Consider the following 18,601-nt stretch of genomic DNA (forward strand, 5'->3'; position numbering starts at 1 on the left):
GCCCGCTGCGCCAAGCAGACCTACGTCATAACCTAGACTTTCGGGGGAGCCGCAGGCGATTCATGGCAATTGACCCATCCCCGCGCGCCATGTTCTTTCGTTAGTGTTCAGGGTGTTGTCCGGCAGGATCGCCCCGGGACCAGATAAAAGGGTCACTCCGCCGTCAGTCCGTTTTTCCGGCATTTCCGCGGAGCAAGCAGGGAGCGCGACGTGCAGGAATCGGGTACAAGACCACTTGTCCATATCGGATTCCACAAGACGGCCTCCACGCTGCTCCAGAACGCGCTGTTCGCCCGTCCGGACCTCGGTTTCGAGCGGCTGGAGAACGATCGCCACCACGTCCAGCTCGACTTCGTGAAGCAGGGTGCGTTCGACGGCCCCTCGCCCGACCGGATCGAAAGCTACCGCCGCCGCGCCCGCGAGGCGCAGCGGCGCGGCAATACGCTGGTGGTCTCTCACGAACGCCTGTCCGGCTATCCCGGCTCGGCCGGCTTCGATGCACCGCTGATCGCCGATCGCCTGAAGGAATGCCTGCCCGACGCGCGCATCCTGGTTTTCATCCGCGAACAGCGCTCGATGATCTTCTCGTACTATCTCCAGTACATCAGCGACGGCGGCTCGCTGTCTTTCAACCGGCTGGCCACGCCCCTGCAATGGACCCTGTACCGCAAGCCCGAATTCGATTTCCGCACGTTCGCCTACATCCAGTGCATCGAGTACTATCGCCGCCTGTTCGGGCCGGAAAGCGTGCTGGTCCTGCCGTACGAGGCGCTGCGGACCGATCCCGGTCGGGTGGCGCGGGAGATTTCCCAGTTCTGTGAACAGAACCCCTCGCTCGTTCCCCTCGACATCTTCGGGGAGCCCGCGAACGAGGGGATGCCGATGCTGATGCAGATCCTGCGCCGGCCGCTCAACGCCCTGTTCAACCGCAACCAGCTTGCCCCGAATGCCCCGCTGCTGTTCCCGCCGTTCGATCGCAACTACCGCAAGCTGCGCCCCCTCTTCGCGTTCACCCGCATGCTCGAGGGGCCGCTGCGGCGGCGGCTGATGCGCCAGATCGAACTGGCCGTGGGCGAACGCTATGCCGAGAGCAACCAGCAGCTGCAGCGCATGACCGGCTACGACCTGCGCCGCTTCGGCTATTGCCTGCCCGCACCTGCACAGCCCCAGCAGGACCTGCCCCCGATCGCCCTAGGCGGCAGGGCGAGAGCGCGCGCAGCGATCCCGGCGCGCGCCTCCCGGCCGGCATGACACGGCCATGACCGACGCTTCCGCCATTGCCCCGCCGCTGAACCGCACGGCCGCCGGGGAACCGGACCGCACCACCGGCACGGCGCCCGGCAAGAAGGCCGGGGCGAACTTCAATCCCACCGTCCACGGCCTGCGCGGCGTGGCCGCGTTCATGGTGTTCCTTGCCCATGTGCTCGGCGGGGTCGGCGAGAACGTCTATTCCGCCGATCCCGGCTATCTGGCCGCGACGACCGCGCCCTGGAATTTCGGACGCTGGGGCGTGTGGCTGTTCTTCGTGATCAGCGGCTACGTGATCCTGCCCAGCGTGATGCGCTACACCCCGCGCGAGTTCGCGCTGCGGCGGTTCTTCCGGCTCTATCCGCTGTTCCTCGCCTTCTCGCTCCTGTTCATCGCGGTCAACGCCGCCAGCAACGCCTTTCCCGACCTGAACAGGATCGGCACGATCATTCCCGCCCTGTTCATGGTGAACCTGCTGACCCATACCGAGCAGCTCACCCCGAACGCCTGGAGCCTGAGCTACGAAGTGCTGTTCTATGCCATGGCCTGCCTTACCGTGCATGCCGCGATCCGGCGGCGGGACCGGGTCATGACGGTGCTGCTGGTCCTGTGTTCGGCATGGCTGGTGAGCCGTTTCCCGGCCATGGCGTTCTTCCTGGCCGGGATCGGCGTGCGCCTGCTGGACGACCGGCATATCCACCTGCCCCGCGCCTGGCGCCCGCTGTTCGAGATCATCGCCTTCGCCGGATGCCTGGTGTTCGGATCGGTGCAGCACTACGACTTCGGCCTCAGGGACGTTGACAATCCGCTCGCCTACGGCACATTCCTGTTCACCGCCGCCTACTTCTACATGGCGATCGCGCCCGGCAGCCTGACCTCGCGCCTGCTGGATCGTCCCTCGATCTTCTACCTCGGCACGGTGAGCTACAGCCTCTACCTCGCCCATCCCTATACCTATTTCGCCACCCGGCAGCTCTTCGTCCACATGGGGTGGTTCGGGCCGAACTGGCCGCTGTCGCTGGTGTTGTTCTTGGCCGCGGCGATCCCGGTGACGCTGCTCTTCACCCATTTCGTCTACCGCGCGCTGGAGCGCTATCCCTACCGCTGGTTCTTCCACGAAAGGGTGTTCCACCGCTGAGCGCGGCGGACCGGAGAAGGTGGCCAGTCAGTTCGCCGGAACGGCCTGCCCCGGATCGCGGCGATCGACCGCGGCAACCACGCGATCCCGGCCTTCCTCCTTCGCCCGCAGCAGAGCCGCATCCGCCTTGGCGATCAGCGCATGGGCGGGCACATGCGCAGGATAAGTGGCCAGCCCCATCGAGACAGTCACCCGGCCGAGCGATGCGCCGTCATGGACGAGCGTCATCCCCGCTATACGCTCCTGGATCAGCCGTGCCCGCTCCAGCGCGCGCTCCTCGTCGAAACCGGGGAGCAGTAGCAGGAACTCCTCGCCGCCGTAGCGGAAGGCCACGCCTTCCTCGCGCACGGCATTGTCCAGCACGCCCGCCACCGAACGGATCGTCAGGTCTCCGGCATCGTGGCCGTAACGGTCGTTGAGCAGCTTGAAATGGTCGATATCCACCATCAGGCAGCTGAGCTGCGTCCGGGCGGCATCGGCCTGGGCAACGTGGCGGCGCAAGGTGTCCGCCAGCTCGTGGCGGTTGCGCAGCCCGGTGAGGGCGTCGAACAGCGCCTTCTCGTGCAAGGCATCCCGCAGCTTGAGATTGGCGAGCGCCAGCCCCACCGTCTCCGACATCAGCTCGATATAGGCTTGGATGTTCTCTCCCGGCCCGTGCGTCTCGGCCAGGTTCTCCAGCACCAGCAGCCCGATCGTCTCGCCCTGCGCGGTCAGCGGCACGCATACCGTTGCCGAGGCCGCATCGGGCGTGACGTGCTTGCACGGCACGTCCACGATATCCCCGCCCGGCATGTGCGCCTGCCCGCGCCGCAGCGCCCAGCAATCGTCCGGGGTGAAGGCGGCGTCGCTGCCGTGGGGCGATTGCCACTCGGACGCGCAGGCCATCATGCCCAGCCGGTCATCGAGGGTGTAGAGCCGCCCGGCAAGGTTCGGTGCGATCTTCGGTGCGAAAAGGCGCACCACCTCGAACAGGTCCGCCACGGATTCGCAGCCCTGGAGGCGCTGGGTCATGCGGGAAAGCAGGTCGCGCACATGCCAGTCCGCGTCGCGCTCCCGTTCCAGCCGCTGGCGCTCTATGCCGTTCTCGCGGAAGATGCGGATGGCGTGAGCCATGTCGCCGATCTCGTCGATCTGGGAAAGCTGGGGCGGCTCTACCGCATAATCCTGATCGGCCAGGCGGTTCACCACGTCGCTCAGGGTGGTGACCGGCTTGAGGATACGGCGCTTGAGCACGAAGCCCAGCACGAAGAGAAACAGCAGCGCGGTCACGCCCACCATGACTTCGGACACCGTGCGCAGCCGCTGCGAGGCCGTACTGGCATCCTCGATCGTGCGGTCGGATCGCTGGTCGAGCATGTAGCGGAAGCGGCCGAGCAGGAAGTGGACGCGTTCCAGCTCGCGTTCGTACTCCGCGCCAAACACGATCCGCCGGGCGGTGGCATCGTCGCCCGTCTTCATGGCGGCGATGGCGGCCTTCTGTTCGTCCTGCAGGGTTTCGGCCCAGCGCAGCCCTTCAGCCAGAGAGCGCAGTTCCTCCTCCTTCGCGCCATTGTCCTTGAGCCGGGCGACACGCTGCTCGACCGGGCCGAGCGCCGCGAGGGCGTGATTGTAGACGATCTCGTGGCTGGGGTTACCGGTTACCGCATAGAGCCTTGCCTGGTCGGTCAGCTGGGCCTCGTCGCTTTCCACCTCGAAGGCGAGCGCGTCGAACCGGTCGCGCTGGATCACTGCCTCGCGCTCCACCCGGTCGGCGTTGGACGCCAGGACCATTGCGATACCGGCGGCGATGGTGAGGCATACCGTCGCCCCATAAGCCCAGTTGGTTATCGTCGCTATGCGCATGCCATGATCCCGCCCCACCCAGCTGCTCCGCCGGTTCTGCTCCGTGATGATCCTAAGCGGACGAACTTGCCAGTCCGTAAAGCAAGATTTCCGTGAGAGTTCCCCGAGGATAGCTCCGGTCCGGAGGCGGAACATCGGCTCCCGTCCGGGCGTTTCGATGAAGAACACCGCAGGAGCCCTCCATGCGCAAGACTTTCACCGTTTTCGCCAACGCCGTCGCCGGAGCCGCGGGCAAGGCGCAGACTTTCATCATCGCGCTGCTGATCGTGGTTGTCTGGGCCTTTTCCGGCCCGGTCTTCAAATGGTCCGACACCTGGCAGCTGGTCATCAATACCGGCACCACCATCGTCACCTTCCTCATGGTCTTCCTCATCCAGAACAGCCAGAACCGCGATGCCGCCGCCTTCCAGGCCAAGCTCGACGAACTCCTGCGCGCGGTCGAAACAGCGCGGGACGATTTCATCGGCATCGAACACCTCAGCGTGGAGGAAATCGAAAGCCTGCGAAGGATGCTGGAAGAGCAGACCGGTGAGTGCAAGGACGGGCACAAGGCCCATGCCAGCGTCGAAAGGTTGCTCAGCCGTTATTGAGGCGGCGTGAGCAAGCGGGCTCAGGCCGGCGGAAGCGGCGCCGAACGCTTAGGGTGCTGCATCACCACCAGCGTCTTGAACGCCTTCACATGCTCCTCCCCGTGCAGCACGCGCCGGGCGAAACCGTCGTAATGCTCCATGTCCTGCGCGACCACCTGGAGCACGAGGTCATGGTCCCCGGTGACGTACCAGACATCGATCACCTCGCGCGCCTGCCGCAGCCGGGCCACCAGGTCGTCCACCACGCGCACCTTGTCGGTATCGAGCGAGACCAGCACGATCATCTTGACCAGCCATCCCATCGTCCGCGGCGATACCAGCGCCATCTCCCGCTCGATCGCCCCCTGCTCCCGCAGCGCCCGCACCCGCCGGTAGCAGGCCGGAGCCGAAAGCCCGACCGCCTCCGACAGTTCGGGCATGGAGATTCGCGCATCGCGCTGAAGCTCGGTGAGGATGCGCAGATCGAACGCATCGGGCATTTGCGGGAACTCCGATAAAGATTATCGCCGAACCCGCATCATAGACCGCATTTATCGCGCCTCGACGATAAAAATCCCGCCACCTCGCCATCAAGGGATTTCCATGGTCGTCCGCCGTCTCGCCGCCAGATCTTCTTCCAGCGACTTTGCACCGCTTGCCGCGGTGGCGGCGGCGATGGTCTCGATCTGCTGGGGCGCCTCGGTGGCCAAGACGCTGTTCCCGCTGATCGGCCCCGCCGGAACGACGGCGCTGCGCCTTTCGCTCGCCGCCGTGATTCTGTGCTGCGTGTTCCGCGTCTGGCGCCTGCCGTTCGACCGGACGATCCTGCGCGCGGCCCTGCCTTACGGCGTGGCGCTGGGCTGCATGAACATGCTGTTCTATTTCGCGATCCAGCGCATTCCCCTCGGCATCGCGCTTGCCACCGAGTTCACCGGCCCGCTCGCAGTGGCCACTTTCGCCTCGCGCCGACGGGTCGATCTGGCGTGGATCGCGCTGGCGGCAGCGGGTCTCTGCCTGCTCCTGCCCCTCGATTTCTCGCGCGATGCGGTCGATCCGGTCGGCGTGCTGCTGGCGCTCGGCGCTGGCGTGTTCTGGGGTGCCTACATCCTGATGGGCAAGCGCGCGGGCGAGGCGCTGGGCGCGGCCGCACCGGCCTACGGCATGACCATCGCCGCCCTGGTCGCCCTGCCGTTCGGCGTGGCGCAGGCAGGCGCGACCTTGCTCCAGCCGCATGTCCTTGCCGTCGCGCTGGTGGTTGCGATCTTTTCCAGCGCGATCCCCTATTCGCTGGAAATGTTCGCGCTGCGCCGCCTGCCGACCAAGAGCTTCGGCGTGCTGACCAGCGGCGAACCGGCCGTGGGCGCGCTGGCGGGCGCGCTGCTGCTGGGCGAGATGCTGCCTTTTGCCAAGTGGATCGGGATCGCCGCCATCGTTGGCGCCACCATCGGCACCACGCTGACCGCGCGCCCCGATGGCGATGATGATACGAAAGCTGTCGGTAGAGAGGGCTGATCCCGGCCCCACGGCTTGCGTGTGGGTGCGATTGCGCGCATTCGTCACTGCATCATGCCGCAAGCCCCCGATATCCAGCTCGCCATTTTCTCCCAGGCCGTCGACGCAGTAGGCGGCCAGCGCGCGCTGGCCCGTCACCTCGGCATCGCCGAACGCGACGTGCGCGACCGGATCTCGGGCGACACCCCGCTCGATTACGCGACGCTGCGCGAAACCGCCCGGGCCCTGATCGCCCATTCCGACATGTGCCGCCGCCTCGAACGCAAGCTGTCCCCGGCCTTCAGCGAAAACCTGACCGACGAACAGATCGAGGCGCTCAGCAAGTCCTGACGAGCCCGCCTTCCGGTCGGAGTTGCCGACGCGGGAGGCAATGGAACGACGAATAGGCAGCGGAAGCGGGATTTCCGTCGATCCGGCTCCAGTCCGAATTGAGCGGCACCCCGCTCCTCGGTAAATTCCCTTTATGTCCCGGACCCTTACCGCTCACACGCGCGCCTGATGCGCCGAATCGCCTCGATCCTCGGCTCGCTGGCCATCGGTCCGGTGATGGCGGCGGCGGGGATCGCCGGCCATGATCGCGCCCTGACGGTCGCGGGCGCCATCCTCTTTGGCACCGCATCGGTTCTATGGCTGTTCGTCTGGGGATCCGGGCGAGGTGCGGGCCGGAGCCCCCGGCGCACCGGCCCGGTCGCCCGCCTGTTGCGCAGCGCCACGCCCGAACGCCGCCTCGACGCGCCGGTCGCCCGCCTGCTCAAGCTGCGGATGCTGGCCGAGCTCGACAAGACCGGGCCCTGGGCGGTGGCGGGCATGGCGGGAGACCCCGAATCCTGCCGCTTTGCCGATGAGATCCGCGCTTTCATGGCCTTCAGCGGATTTCGGATGGCCCCGGATGGGCTCAGCGTCATCCTGCCCCCTTCCCCGGTGGTGGGACTGGCGATCGTCCCGCCTGACCCCGGCTCGGAACCGCACGGCCAATGCTGGTACTTCGTGGTCGGCGAAAAGCCCGGACCGGACCGCATCCTCCGGCACATGGCCCTGCGCCTTCTGAAGCCCTGAACACGGCACCGGCCGCCGCCGCGCCACTCCCCTGAGGGAGAACCGCGGGAACTCAGGCAAAATGCGCACCGGGCTCGGGGTTTTCCCCGATAGCTGACAGCCCCCGCCCCGGACAAAATCATTGCAATCTTCATGGGTTGGAGATGAGCGCAGCCGGTGGGCAGGTTCGCCGGACAGCGCTCAGGCTCAAGCAACAGGGCATTACGCGATGAAGCAATTCGCCGACTTCCGCAGAGGCATCGGACGCGCAGCACTGGCGCTCGCACTGGTCGCGGCAGCCGCCCCTATGGCACATGCCCAGTCGGGCGGCGGCGATGCCGGCCACCCCAATATCCTCATCATCTACCCCGACGATGTCGGCTGGTCGAACGTTAGCGCCTACGGCAACGGCGTGATGGGCTATACCACGCCCAATATCGATCGGCTGGCCAGGGAAGGGGCAATGTTCACCGAACATTACAGCCAGCCATCCTCAACCGCCGGCCGCGCATCGCTGATTACGGGGCAATATCCTATCCGCTCCGGCATGACCTCGGTCGGCCTTCCGGGATCGCCGCTCGGGCTGAAGGCCGGATCGCCCACCCTGGCCGAATTGCTGAAGGAACAGGGCTACGCCACCGGGCAATTCGGCAAGAATCATCTCGGCGACAGCAATTCCTCCCTGCCCACGGTCCACGGATTCGACGAATTCTACGGCAACCTCTACCACCTGAACGCCGAGGAAACGCCCGAACAGCGGGATTATCCCAAGGACGCTGCCTTCAAGACCAGGTACGGCCCCCGCGGCGTGCTTCACAGTTGGGCCACCGGCACCGATGACCAGACCGTCGACCCGCGCTTCGGCAAGGTCGGCAAGCAGAAGATCCAGGATACCGGCGCGCTTACGATCGAGCGCATGAAAAACATCGACCAGAACTTCATCGATGCCAGCCTCGATTTCGTGAAACGCGCAAAGGATTCGGGCAAGCCCTGGTTCGTCTGGCTCAATCCCAGCAGGATGCACTTGTTCCAGCATCTTACCGACCAGAACCAATATCTGGCGCAGGATGCCACCATGTCCGACGACATCTACGGATCGGGCATGATCGAGCATGACATGCAGGTCGGCGCGATGCTCGAAAAGCTGAGAGCGATGGGTGCGCTGGAAAACACCATCGTCATCTGGTCCACCGACAACGGCCCCTCGCATAACGCCCGCACTTACGGTGGCACCACACCTTTCCGGGGTGAGAAGATGACCACTTACGAAGGCGGCGTCCGCGTGCCGTTCATCGCCTGGTGGCCGGGCCACATCCCCGCCGGCCAGGTGAAGCAGGGCATCCAGGCCAACATGGATGTCTTCACCACGCTTGCCGCCGCCGCCGGCATCCAGGACCCCGTCGGGCGCGTCCTGAAGGAAAAGAACCAGGTGATCGACGGGGTGAACAACCTCGACTGGTGGGAAGGCAAGTCGGACCATTCCAACCGCAACAATTACATCTACTACGAAGGGAATGAGATCAGGGCCGTCCGCCTGAACCAGTGGAAGATGCACTTCGCGACTTCGGAAGGGTTCTTCGATGCCTGGAAGGAACTCAAGTTCCCGATGGTCATGAACATTCACTTCGATCCGTACGAAACGTTCGATACGGTCACTGATCTGACTTATGGAAACGAACGCAAGCAGTGGCTCATGGGGCCGATCCAGGATCTGCTAGCAGCCCATATAAAGTCACTGACCGAACATCCGCCGCTGCAGATCGCCCCTTCGTTCAATCTTTCGAAGATGACGGAAAAGCTCCAGACCGTCTCGAATTGAACGGCAAGCCATCAACGCGCATGGAGGCGCCGGGTCTGTAATGCTGCAATGAACAATCCGACGCTTGATCGTAACGCCCTGATCCCCGGATCGACCTATCGCTTCCACGCCATGGTCAAGCCGGGGGGGGCGGAGTGCAACATCGACTGTGCCTATTGCTTCTACCTCCACAAGACCGACCTGCTAGACCACCGCCCGCGCGCCCGCATGAACAGCGCCGCGCTCGAGCAGCACGTCCGCCAGTATATCGAGGCGCAAACGGGCGAGGAGGTCGTCTTCTCGTGGCAGGGCGGCGAGCCCACGCTCATGGGACTCGCCTTCTTCGAAGAGGTAGTCGCGCTCCAGCACAAGTACCGCAAGCCCGGCCAGCGGATCGAAAACGACCTTCAGACGAACGGCCTGCTGCTCGATGCCAAGTGGATCAGCTTCCTCAAGGCCAACGGTTTCCACGTCGGGCTGTCGATCGACGGTCCGAAGCACCTTCATGACCGTTTCCGCGTCACCAAGAACGGCAAGCCGACGTTCGATCTCGTCATGGCGGCTGCCACGATGCTGCGCGAGGCCGACATTCCCTTCGCGGCCCTGTGCGTCGTCAATCGCGAGAACGCGCTGCACCCGCGCGATGTCTATCGCTTCCTCGTCGACGAGATTGGCACCTGGCGCGTGCAGTTCACTCCAGCCGTGGAACCGCGCCGCTTTCGCAGCGAAGCGCCCGCCCTGCTCGCGGAACCGCCTGTGGAAGGCACCGCGCGCGCCCGGCCGGGTGCTGCCGATTCGATCGTCACGGACTGGTCGGTCGATCCCGACGACTATGGCCGCTTCCTGAGCGCCGTATGGGACGAATGGTTCGCGACCGATATCGGCCGCGTCCACGTCAACCTGTTCGAAACCGCAGTGGCCCAGGCGGCGGGAATGCCGGCGCAAATGTGTACCCAGGCCGAGTTCTGCGGCAAGGCGCTGGCGGTGGAGCATGACGGCGAAGTGTTCTCGTGCGACCACTTCGTCTATCCCGAGTACCGCATCGGCAACATCAACCAGACCCACCTCGGCAACCTCGCCTTTTCGCCCCGGCAGGAACAGTTCGCCCGCAACAAGAGCGCCAGCCTGCCCGGCAAGTGCCGCAGCTGCGAATATCTGCGGCTATGCTACGGCGAATGCCCCAAGAACCGCCTTCTCCGCACACGCAGCGGCGAAACGGGGCTCAACTACCTCTGCTCGGGCCTTTACGCCTTCTACGACCACATAGGCCCCGACCTCGTGCGCATCGTGCAGTCCCTGGGACGGATTCTAGGCCGGGCTTTCCGCTGAGGCGCGACAACGCCCAGCGGAAAGCCCGCAGGCAACCCACCGCACCTCGCGAAAATGGATGAAAAAGGTGGTGAGCCCTGCTGGGTTCGAACCAGCGACCTACTGATTAAAAGTCAGTTGCTCTACCGACTGAGCTAAGGGCCCCCGTTACCGGGCGCAGCACGCGAAGCGGCTGCGGAAGGGGTCACCTAAGGGCAGGGCGAGGCTTGGTCAAGCGGGCATGAAGCTGATTAATCGTAAGACCTGTCAAAGGGTCACGCCAGGTGCCGGCAATTCGCCGGGCCGGGCCGAGCACGAAATCACGCGCGCGGAAGGCGGGGTGAGGCAGGACAAGGCTTTCCTCGCCCTCTCCGCCCGCCCAGGGGCCGCCGTTCCAGAGCACGAGATCAAGGTCCAGCACCCGCGCGCCCCAGGCCCGGCCGAGGCGGCGGCGGCCGAACTTGTGCTCGATTTTACGCAATTTGTGCAGCATCTCGTCAGGCTCGCGCTTGCTGCGCACCAGCGCAACGCCGTTGGCGTAGCGGCGGCGCGAGGGGCCGAGCGGCGCGGTCTCGATCACCGGGGAGGCGGCGAGCACTTCCATCTTGCCCCGGCCCAGCGCCGAGAGCGCCGCGGCGAGCACCTTGCGAGGCCCGCCGTGGCGATGGTGGCGCATGTTGGAACCCAGCGCGACGAGATACTGATGCTTGGCCAAGGCCGCTGCCCTCCCCCGATTATGCCGTAACTGTCGGGACTTGTATCAGATATCCTGCGCGATGCGCGTATAAAGCTGCGGGCGGCGATCGCGGAAGAAGCCCATGCCCGCGCGGTGCCTGGCCGCACGCGCGAGATCGAGCGTGGAAACCAGCACGCCGGTCTCTTCCTTGCCGAACTCGGCGAGGTAATCACCCCATTCGTCGGTGATGAACGAGTGCCCGTAGAAGGTCTGCTCGGTACCGCATTCCGATTCGACGCCGATGCGGTTGGCGGCGATCACCGGCATGCAGTTCGATACCGAGTGGCCGATCATGGCGCGGCGCCACATGCGGCTTGTGTCGAGCGTGGCATCGTAAGGCTCCGAGCCGATGGCGGTGGGATAGAACAGCAGTTCCGCCCCCATCAGCGCCATCACCCGCGCGCATTCGGGGTACCACTGGTCCCAGCAGACGCCCACGCCGACTTTGGTGCCGAGCACGTCCCAGACCTTGAACCCGTCGTTGCCGGGGCGGAAGTAGTACTTTTCCTCGTAGCCGGGGCCGTCGGGAATGTGGCTCTTCCGATAGGTGCCGATGATCTCGCCGTCAGTGCCGATCATGGCGAGCGTATTGTAGTAGTGGTGGCCGTCGCGCTCGAAGAAACTGGTGGGAATGACGATCTTCAGCGCCTTCGCCAACGCCTTCATCGCGATCACCGAGGGATGCTGCTCGGTCGGGCGCGCCAGGACGAAGAGTTCCTCTTCCTCCACCTTGCAGAAATAGGGGCCGGAGAACAGTTCGGGCGGCAGCACGATCTGCGCGCCCTTTGCAGCGGCTTCCTCGACCAGCGTGGAGACGGCGGCGATGTTTTCGCCCTCGTCGGCGGAATTGAGCGCCAACTGGAGCGCGGCAACGGTAATCTCGGTCATAAGGCGCGCCCTTATCAGTCCCGCTTGCGGAACAGAAGGGTCATCCGGTCGCTCTCGCCGATCGCCTGATACTTCTCGCGGTTCTTGTCCTTGAGCGCCAGGGTGGGCGGCAGGGTCCAGACGCCGTCCGGCCAGTTGGCGGTGTCCTTGGGGTTGGCGCTGATCTCGGACTGGGCGACGAGATCGAAGCCGTTGTCCTTCATGAAGCGGACCACGTCGGCCTCGCGCAAGTAGCCCTTCGAGCCGTCGGCATAGTCGGCCGGAGCATCGGGACGAGCGCGGTGCTGTTCCACGCCGATCAGCCCGCCGGGCTTGAGCAGGTCGCGCATCGCCGCGAACTCGCTGCCGGCGATGTTCCAGCGCAGCAGGTTATGCATCATGCGCGGCACGATGATGACGTCGAACGTGCCCTTCTCGCCTTCGGGGATCGCGCCGAGCGTATAGGCGGCGAACCTGTCGGCCGGGATACCGGTGAACTTGGCGACATCGGCCGGATAGCCCGCAGCGCCCTTGCGGATGCCATCCTTCGTCTCGGGCTTGAAGGCCGGAGCATCGGGATTGAAGTAGAGTCCGACGAGATGGCCCTGCTGGCCGAGGTAAAGCCCGAGCAGGCGCGAGTACCATTCCCCGCCCGGCGCATACTCGCCCACCTTCATGGTCGGCGCGACGCGGAAGAAGCTCAATGTCTCCACCGGGTGGCGATACTTGTCGCGCGCGCGGTCTTCCTTGCGCGAGGGGCTGGAGGCGGCCAGTTCGAGCAGCGCCTCGCAGCCCTTGCAGGCTTCCGCTTCGGTATTCTCCTCGGCAGCCATGGCCGCGGTAGGCATGGCGATAACGCCGAGGAACGAGGAAAGGGCGATCAGGGCGCGGCGCATGTGATTCTCCCGTGGAACTCTGGTCGCGAATGAACCTAGTTTCCGGCCGCCCAATGACAACCCATCCAAGTGTACCTATCTAGCGACAAACTTCGCGCATTTGAGGAATTGAATCAGACATGGAAACGGCAATCGTGGCAGGCGGGTGCTTTTGGTGCACCGAAGCGGTGTTCCGCGACGTCATCGGCGTGAGCTCCGTGGAAAGCGGCTATATCGGCGGCACAGTGCCGAGCCCGACCTACAAGCAGGTCTGCGGCGGCGACACTGGCCATGCCGAAGCGATCCGCGTGAACTACGACCCTTCGGTCCTGTCCTATGGCGATCTGCTCGACGTGTTCATGGGCACGCATGACCCGACTCAGCTCAACCGTCAGGGCAACGACGTGGGCACGCAGTACCGCTCGGCGATCTTCCCGCTCGACGATGCGCAGGCTGCCGAGGCCGAAGCCGCCATCGCCCGTTCGAACGAGGACAACGGCGGCAAGGTCGTGACCACGATCGAAGGATTCGCCGATGGCAGGCAGAACGACGAATGGTATCCGGCCGAAGACTACCATCAGGAATACTGGGACGGTGAAGGCCAGCGGAACCCCTATTGCCTCGCGGTCATCCCGCCCAAGCTGATGAAGCTGCGCAAGAGCTTCCAGAACAAGGTCAAGGCCTGACCTGAAGCGCGGCCCTGCCCGGCCCTTCCCACGGATGGGACAAGGCGAGACATCGCCCGCATTAACTGTTCGTAAGGGATGACTCTTCGCCGTGTCTCACCATGAGACACGGCGAAACGGGCAGTATCCAAAACACAAGGGGCAAGTACTTAGCTCGCTCATTGCTCCGTTATTCTGGCGAGTCCCGCACATGTCCCGTCTCCGCAAGCTGTCACTTTCCGTTGCTGTTGCCGCCGTCGCCTTCGCGGCCAGCCCCGTGCTTGCCTCCTCGGGCATGATCGCCGGGATCGACGTGTTGAAGACCTGGAACCTCGTGGTGCTGGGCGATCTCACGTCCTCGTCGGAAGTGGAGGGCCGGACCTTCGTAGGCGGCAATCTCGACGGCAATGCCTCGAACTACCAGATCACCGCCCTGCCCGCCTCCAGCACCGGCACGCCGGGGCTGACGGTGGTGGGCGACGTCAACGGCGGCTACAAGAACCTCAACAACGGCTCCGGCGCGGTTGTCGGCGGCAACGTCAACAGCGGGCTCAACCTCAACGGCGCGGCACAGACGGTGCTGGTGGGCGGCACGATCAGCAACACCAACGTCAACAACAACACCGTGACCTCGGGCCTCGCCTCCAGCGACCCGCAGTTCGCCCAGAACCTAACCCAGCAGAAGAGCCTCATCGAAACCTCGATGGAGGGGCTCAGCCACTCGATGAGCACCGAGACGGCCAACAGCCAGCTCTCGATCAGCGGCAATACCGGCACGTTCAACGCCCAGCCCGATGCCAACGGCGTGGCCGTGTTCAACATCTCCGCCGCCGACCTCGACAAGATCGGCGAGATCAAGTTCAACCTCAACGGCGCCGACACGGCGATCGTCAACGTTTCGGGCACGTCGATCAAGCTGGACGACAACTTCCTCGGCGGCACCGCCAACCTCGGCGAACATGTCGTCTGGAACTTCTACGAAGCCGACGATCTTTCGCTGACCACGGCATGGGGCGGCTCGGTTCTCGCGCCGGGCGCCAATGCGACGACCTCGAACTACATCCAGGGCTCGGCCGTGTTCGGCAATCTCGTGCAGAACGGCGAGATGCACGTGGGCACCTATACCGGCGGGTACACGCCGGGCGGCGATCCGGGCACCTCGACCAGTTCTGGCGGCAGCACTTCGGGCGGCAGCACCGACGTGCCGGAGCCGGGCATGGTCGGCCTGTTCGCGCTGGGTCTCGGAGCGCTGGTATTCTGGCGCCGCCGCCGCGCCGTCGCGGCCTGAAACCATGAAGCCTGTGCACCGCGGATAGCGGCGCGCCAGGATCGATATGGCGAAGGTCCGGGGGGTCATCCCCCGGAACTTCCCGTCCTTATTTCTGCCAGCGGCCGACGAAGAACCCGTCAAGCCCGCCGACCTCCGCCAGCATCCCCGGATCGGTCCGCACCCAGCCCTCGGCCGTGGGTACGAGTCCTTCGGGCAATTCGGAGGCCGTGACCGGAACCCCGGTGAGCGAGACCTTCTCGGCCTGTTCCTCGCCCTCTTCCGGCTCCATCGAGCAGACCGCATAGACCAGACGCCCGCCCGGCTTGAGCCAGCCCGAAGCGCGTTCCAGCATCTTCTCCTGAAGCACAGTCATGTCCTCGATCTGGCGCTCGCCAATGCGGTGGAGCACGTCGGGATGGCGGCGCGCGGTGCCGGTTGCCGTGCAGGGCGCATCGAGCAGGATCGCATCGAACGCTTCTTCCGGCTCCCACGTCAGCACATCGGCCTGCACCACTTCGGCTTCGAGGCCGATGCGCGTCAGGTTGTCGCGCAGGCGCTCGAGGCGGCGCTTGGAATTGTCGAGCGCGGTGACCTGCCAGCCCGCCGCCGCCAGTTGCAGCGTCTTGCCGCCCGGCGCGGCGCACAGATCGAGCACCCGCTTTCCTTCACCCGCGCCCAGCAGACGCGCCGGCAGGCTCGCGGCGAGATCCTGCACCCACCAGGCGCCGTCGCGGAATCCTTCGAGGTGCTCCACCGCCGTACCGCGCGCAAGGCGGACGTGGCCGGGCATCAGCGAGGTTCCGCCCAGGCGCTCGGACCATTCGGCGGTCTGTTCGGGATGACGCAGCGCCAGGTCCAGCGGCGGCGGCTCGGCCAGCCCCGCCGCGATCGCCTCGGCGCGCACGCCCCAGCGGCCCGCGACGTCCTCGGGCAGGGTCGGCACATCGGGAAGCTGCGCACCGCCCTTGGTTACGGTCGAGAACACGCCGTGCGCGAGCCGGCGCGGACCGCCCATCAACAGCGGCAGGCCGGTGGCGATCACCGCGTGGCCGGGTGTCTCCAGCCGCAGTACCTGCGCGAGCATGATCTGGAGCACCGCGCGCGCCTTCGCGTCGGGCGCGAGCGGCAGGCGGGTGGCGCTGTCGATCAGTTCGTCAAGGTCGGTGCGCCAGCGCAGCACCTCGCCGGCAATGGCGCGGGCAAGCGCCCGGTCAGCGTCTCCGCCCACGCGGGCCAGCGCGGAGCCGCCCGCCTGGTCGAGCGTTTCGCCCCGCCGCAGCACGGCATCGATAAGGTTGAGCGCGGCACGGCGCGCGGGAAGGCCGGGAATGTCCATGTGCAGCCCCTATAGCGGATTGCGTTTTCGCGCTACCTCCACCACATGAGCTTCATGACACAGCGCGCCACCCAACGTCCCGAAGGCTTCGCGAAGCCCACCCACTGGACGAACGAGCCCGCCCCGAAACCGGCCGAGCAGAAGGCCGAGCCCGATCCGGACGGCATTTCGCCCACCCGCTACGGCGACTGGGTGCGCAACGGGATCGCCGTGGACTTCTGACCCCCGCCGCCTGCAGGCGGATGACGAAAACGCCCTAGCCGACCAGCGTAGCGGTTTCGGCGATCTGGCTGATGCCGCGCTTCCCGTCCTGGCGATCGAGCTGGACGACGATGTCGATCACCGATGCGGCATATTCCAGCGTCTCTGCGCGGGTCAGGCCGATCCCCGTCTGCATCGACATCAGCGCGATCTGCTCAAGCGCGCCGCGCGGCGTATTGGCGTGCACGGTCGAGAATGAGCCGGGGTGCCCGGTATTGATGGCGCGCAGGAACGAAACCGTCTCGGTGCCGCGCAGTTCGCCCAGCACGATGCGATCGGGGCGCAGGCGCAAGGCGGCCTGAAGAAGATCGTTAGCGGAGACCTTGGCCTCTCCCAGTTCGCCCTTCACCGCGATCAGCCCTACCCCGTTGGCGCCAGGCAGCCGCAGTTCGGCGGTGTCTTCCACCAGAACCACGCGCTCCTGCTGCGGGATTTCAGAAAGCATGGCGTTGAGGAACGTGGTCTTGCCCGTAGAAGTACCGCCTGAGATCAGGATCGTGCGGCGGCGGCGGATCGCGTCGCGCAGGAAGGCGATGGGCTCGGCCATGGCATCTGGCGTGGGCTCTTCGGCGGGCGGCGTGATAGGGCCGCGATCGTAGGCGTCCAGCGGCAGTTCGAGCAGGCGGTGACGGCGGATCGCCATGGCCCAGTTGGCGCGTGTCGCAGGCGGACCCACGAGCTGGATGCGCGCGCCGCTCTGGCCGCCATGGGCCGGAAGCGTGGCGGAGAGCAGCGGATGCTCGCGATTGATGCCCTGATGGCTGATCCGCGCGACCTGCTCGGCCAGGCGCTGGAGCAAGCGATTGTCCATTTCCGGCAAGGCGATGCGCTGCATGCCCGCAAGCACCGCGTCTTCCACCCAGATTTCGCCGGGCCGGTTGACGAGGATCTCCGTTACGCTCTCACGCTCCAGCCAGGGGCGCAGCGGCGCCAGATAGGCATCGAGGTAGACCGAGCGCGCAGCCGCCTGCATGGGCTCGCCGTCAGGCAGAAGCACCCCGGACGGGGCGCCTTGCAGGGAAAGAACGTCAGCCATAACGCCTCACTGAACCTGACTGAAATCCAGGTCCTTGGCGGTGAAGACGCGAATCGGCTCCCCCTGCCGCACCCGGATCGTCGGGCCGACGCTGCCGCTCTGCTGGACCGCTGCCGCCGCCGCCGACTGGCCGCCGCCGACGACCACGCTCGAACCGCTGGTGGCCAGCGTGGAAAGCCCGCCCACGACGGAGAGCAGCATGGCCGAGCCGAACCGCTCGAAGAAGTGGCTGTTGACCTTGCCGGGAAGGCCGGTCTCACCGCCGAAGGCAATGGCGGGCGAACCAAGGTTCACCGAGACGCCGTCCGGCCGGATTACCCGGCTCCAGATCACGTAGGCGCGCTTCTGGCCCGCCGTCAGGCCGCTCTTGTACTGGCCGATCAGGCGCGACGAACGCGGGATCAGCGTGCGCTTCCCGTCGAAGCTGCGCACGTCGGCGGAGACGATGGCGCGCACGTAACCGGGCACGTCGGTGTCGATCGCGGTTTCGAGCACGGCCGGGATCAGCGTGCCCTGCGTGACCGTGGTGGTCGGATCGAAAGTGCGCGCGGCGGCGGCGGTGCTGCCGGTGCCGCCGATGCGCGCGGCGAAATCGTCATTGGCGTTGCCCGCTTTGGCCTCTCCCCCCGGACCGGCGGACGGCATGGACACGGCATTGCCGCCTGCATCGAACACCACCGTGGGATTGGCGAAAGGATTGGCCGAGGCTGCAGGATTGGCACCGGGGTCTGCGGCAAGCACGGGCGCCGGAGCCGGAGCCGCCAGCGGCGCACCCTGTACGACCGGCTGCGCGGGGACTGCGGCGGGTGCGGGCACGGCCGGTGCGGGAGCGCCGGGCTGCGGAACGGCGGCGGCGCCGGGCTGCGCGGTCTGGCCTTCGGGCGAATTGCGCACCGAATCCATCGACCACAGCGTAAGGCCGCCCAGCGCGGCAACGATCAGCACGCCCGCAGCAAGGCCGAGGCCGTCCGCCTTCTTGCGCTGCGTGACCTGCGGCAGGACATTGCGGCTGGCGAGGTCGATGAGCTGTGCGCCTTCACCGTCGCGCGGGTCGGCGGCCTCGGTGGAATCGAGCTTCTCACGCAGGAAGGAGTTGGGCGCCATG

The 18,601-nt window shown here is 65.9% G+C and carries 19 protein-coding genes and 1 tRNA gene; 11 read left to right on the forward strand and 9 right to left on the reverse strand.

All coding sequences use genetic code 11. The features are described from left to right. Window positions 1-210: 210 nt before the first annotated feature. Window positions 211-1,251 carry a sulfotransferase gene (locus ACXJ16_RS08830; RefSeq protein WP_324698568.1) on the forward strand — a complete coding sequence of 347 codons (1,041 nt, stop codon included), beginning with the start codon at window positions 211-213 and terminating at the stop codon, window positions 1,249-1,251. Between the two features lie 7 nt (window positions 1,252-1,258). After that, window positions 1,259-2,386, forward strand: a complete 1,128-nt coding sequence (locus tag ACXJ16_RS08835; RefSeq protein WP_324698566.1) for an acyltransferase family protein — start codon at window positions 1,259-1,261, stop codon at window positions 2,384-2,386. Between the two features lie 27 nt (window positions 2,387-2,413). Here ACXJ16_RS08835 and ACXJ16_RS08840 read toward each other — a convergent pair whose 3' ends face one another. Next, window positions 2,414-4,228, reverse strand: a complete 1,815-nt coding sequence (locus ACXJ16_RS08840; protein ID WP_324698564.1) for a diguanylate cyclase — start codon at window positions 4,226-4,228, stop codon at window positions 2,414-2,416. 182 nt (window positions 4,229-4,410) lie between these two features. Here ACXJ16_RS08840 and ACXJ16_RS08845 point away from each other — a divergent pair, with 182 nt between their 5' ends. Then, window positions 4,411-4,818, forward strand: a complete 408-nt coding sequence (locus tag ACXJ16_RS08845; RefSeq protein WP_324698562.1) for a low affinity iron permease family protein — start codon at window positions 4,411-4,413, stop codon at window positions 4,816-4,818. Window positions 4,819-4,838: 20 nt separating this feature from the next. Here ACXJ16_RS08845 and ACXJ16_RS08850 read toward each other — a convergent pair whose 3' ends face one another. After that, window positions 4,839-5,297, reverse strand: coding sequence for an Lrp/AsnC family transcriptional regulator (locus tag ACXJ16_RS08850; protein ID WP_054440238.1), 459 nt, complete (start codon window positions 5,295-5,297; stop codon window positions 4,839-4,841). Window positions 5,298-5,400: 103 nt separating this feature from the next. Here ACXJ16_RS08850 and ACXJ16_RS08855 point away from each other — a divergent pair, with 103 nt between their 5' ends. The 5 genes from ACXJ16_RS08855 (at window position 5,401) to ACXJ16_RS08875 (ending at window position 10,471) form a co-directional block, all read left to right on the forward strand. Then, entirely contained in the window at window positions 5,401-6,309 is a 909-nt protein-coding gene (locus ACXJ16_RS08855) for a DMT family transporter (RefSeq protein ID WP_324698560.1), read from the forward strand. A 54-nt stretch (window positions 6,310-6,363) separates the two neighbouring features. Further along, window positions 6,364-6,639 carry a helix-turn-helix domain-containing protein gene (locus ACXJ16_RS08860; protein ID WP_054440236.1) on the forward strand — a complete coding sequence of 92 codons (276 nt, stop codon included), beginning with the start codon at window positions 6,364-6,366 and terminating at the stop codon, window positions 6,637-6,639. 168 nt (window positions 6,640-6,807) lie between these two features. Then, a complete protein-coding gene (locus tag ACXJ16_RS08865) occupies window positions 6,808-7,365 on the forward strand; it encodes a hypothetical protein (RefSeq protein WP_324698558.1) in 558 nt (185 codons plus the stop codon). 208 nt (window positions 7,366-7,573) lie between these two features. Beyond that, on the forward strand, window positions 7,574-9,163 hold the full coding sequence (locus ACXJ16_RS08870; RefSeq protein ID WP_324698556.1) for an arylsulfatase: 1,590 nt from the start codon (window positions 7,574-7,576) through the stop codon (window positions 9,161-9,163). 48 nt (window positions 9,164-9,211) lie between these two features. Continuing rightward, window positions 9,212-10,471 carry an anaerobic sulfatase maturase gene (locus tag ACXJ16_RS08875; protein WP_463920443.1) on the forward strand — a complete coding sequence of 420 codons (1,260 nt, stop codon included), beginning with the start codon at window positions 9,212-9,214 and terminating at the stop codon, window positions 10,469-10,471. A 68-nt stretch (window positions 10,472-10,539) separates the two neighbouring features. Here ACXJ16_RS08875 and ACXJ16_RS08880 read toward each other — a convergent pair. The 4 genes from ACXJ16_RS08880 to ACXJ16_RS08895 form a co-directional block, all read right to left on the reverse strand. Continuing rightward, window positions 10,540-10,615: transfer RNA gene (locus ACXJ16_RS08880), tRNA-Lys, on the reverse strand. A gap of 40 nt (window positions 10,616-10,655) precedes the next feature. Next, window positions 10,656-11,165, reverse strand: coding sequence for a 2-amino-4-hydroxy-6-hydroxymethyldihydropteridine diphosphokinase (folK, locus tag ACXJ16_RS08885; RefSeq protein ID WP_054440232.1), 510 nt, complete (start codon window positions 11,163-11,165; stop codon window positions 10,656-10,658). A 45-nt stretch (window positions 11,166-11,210) separates the two neighbouring features. Continuing rightward, window positions 11,211-12,074, reverse strand: coding sequence for an N-carbamoylputrescine amidase (aguB, locus tag ACXJ16_RS08890; RefSeq protein ID WP_132469043.1), 864 nt, complete (start codon window positions 12,072-12,074; stop codon window positions 11,211-11,213). A 14-nt stretch (window positions 12,075-12,088) separates the two neighbouring features. Next, window positions 12,089-12,949 (reverse strand): class I SAM-dependent methyltransferase, encoded by an 861-nt coding sequence (locus tag ACXJ16_RS08895; protein ID WP_463920445.1) that lies wholly within the window; start codon window positions 12,947-12,949, stop codon window positions 12,089-12,091. Between the two features lie 119 nt (window positions 12,950-13,068). Here ACXJ16_RS08895 and msrA point away from each other — a divergent pair, with 119 nt between their 5' ends. Together msrA and ACXJ16_RS08905 are read left to right on the forward strand one after the other, a co-directional pair. Further along, complete coding sequence (msrA, locus tag ACXJ16_RS08900; RefSeq protein ID WP_324698515.1) at window positions 13,069-13,614, forward strand: peptide-methionine (S)-S-oxide reductase MsrA; 546 nt, start codon at window positions 13,069-13,071, stop codon at window positions 13,612-13,614. Between the two features lie 190 nt (window positions 13,615-13,804). Further along, on the forward strand, window positions 13,805-14,881 hold the full coding sequence (locus ACXJ16_RS08905) for a choice-of-anchor A family protein (RefSeq protein WP_463920447.1): 1,077 nt from the start codon (window positions 13,805-13,807) through the stop codon (window positions 14,879-14,881). 88 nt (window positions 14,882-14,969) lie between these two features. Here the strand turns inward: ACXJ16_RS08905 and ACXJ16_RS08910 are convergent, their stop codons facing one another. Then, a complete protein-coding gene (locus tag ACXJ16_RS08910) occupies window positions 14,970-16,199 on the reverse strand; it encodes an RsmB/NOP family class I SAM-dependent RNA methyltransferase (RefSeq protein ID WP_463920449.1) in 1,230 nt (409 codons plus the stop codon). A gap of 54 nt (window positions 16,200-16,253) precedes the next feature. Here ACXJ16_RS08910 and ACXJ16_RS08915 point away from each other — a divergent pair, with 54 nt between their 5' ends. Beyond that, the gene (locus ACXJ16_RS08915; protein WP_082370498.1) at window positions 16,254-16,421 is read left to right on the forward strand and encodes a DUF1674 domain-containing protein; all 168 of its coding nucleotides are present in this window, start codon (window positions 16,254-16,256) and stop codon (window positions 16,419-16,421) included. A gap of 34 nt (window positions 16,422-16,455) precedes the next feature. Here the strand turns inward: ACXJ16_RS08915 and virB11 are convergent, their stop codons facing one another. Beyond that, window positions 16,456-17,496, reverse strand: a complete 1,041-nt coding sequence (gene virB11, locus ACXJ16_RS08920) for a P-type DNA transfer ATPase VirB11 (protein ID WP_463920451.1) — start codon at window positions 17,494-17,496, stop codon at window positions 16,456-16,458. A gap of 6 nt (window positions 17,497-17,502) precedes the next feature. After that, on the reverse strand, window positions 17,503-18,600 hold the full coding sequence (locus ACXJ16_RS08925; RefSeq protein ID WP_463920453.1) for a TraB/TrbI/VirB10 family type IV secretion system protein: 1,098 nt from the start codon (window positions 18,598-18,600) through the stop codon (window positions 17,503-17,505). Window position 18,601 lies beyond the last annotated feature (1 nt).

The sequence above is a fragment of the Novosphingobium sp. TK71 genome, from assembly GCF_055361505.1.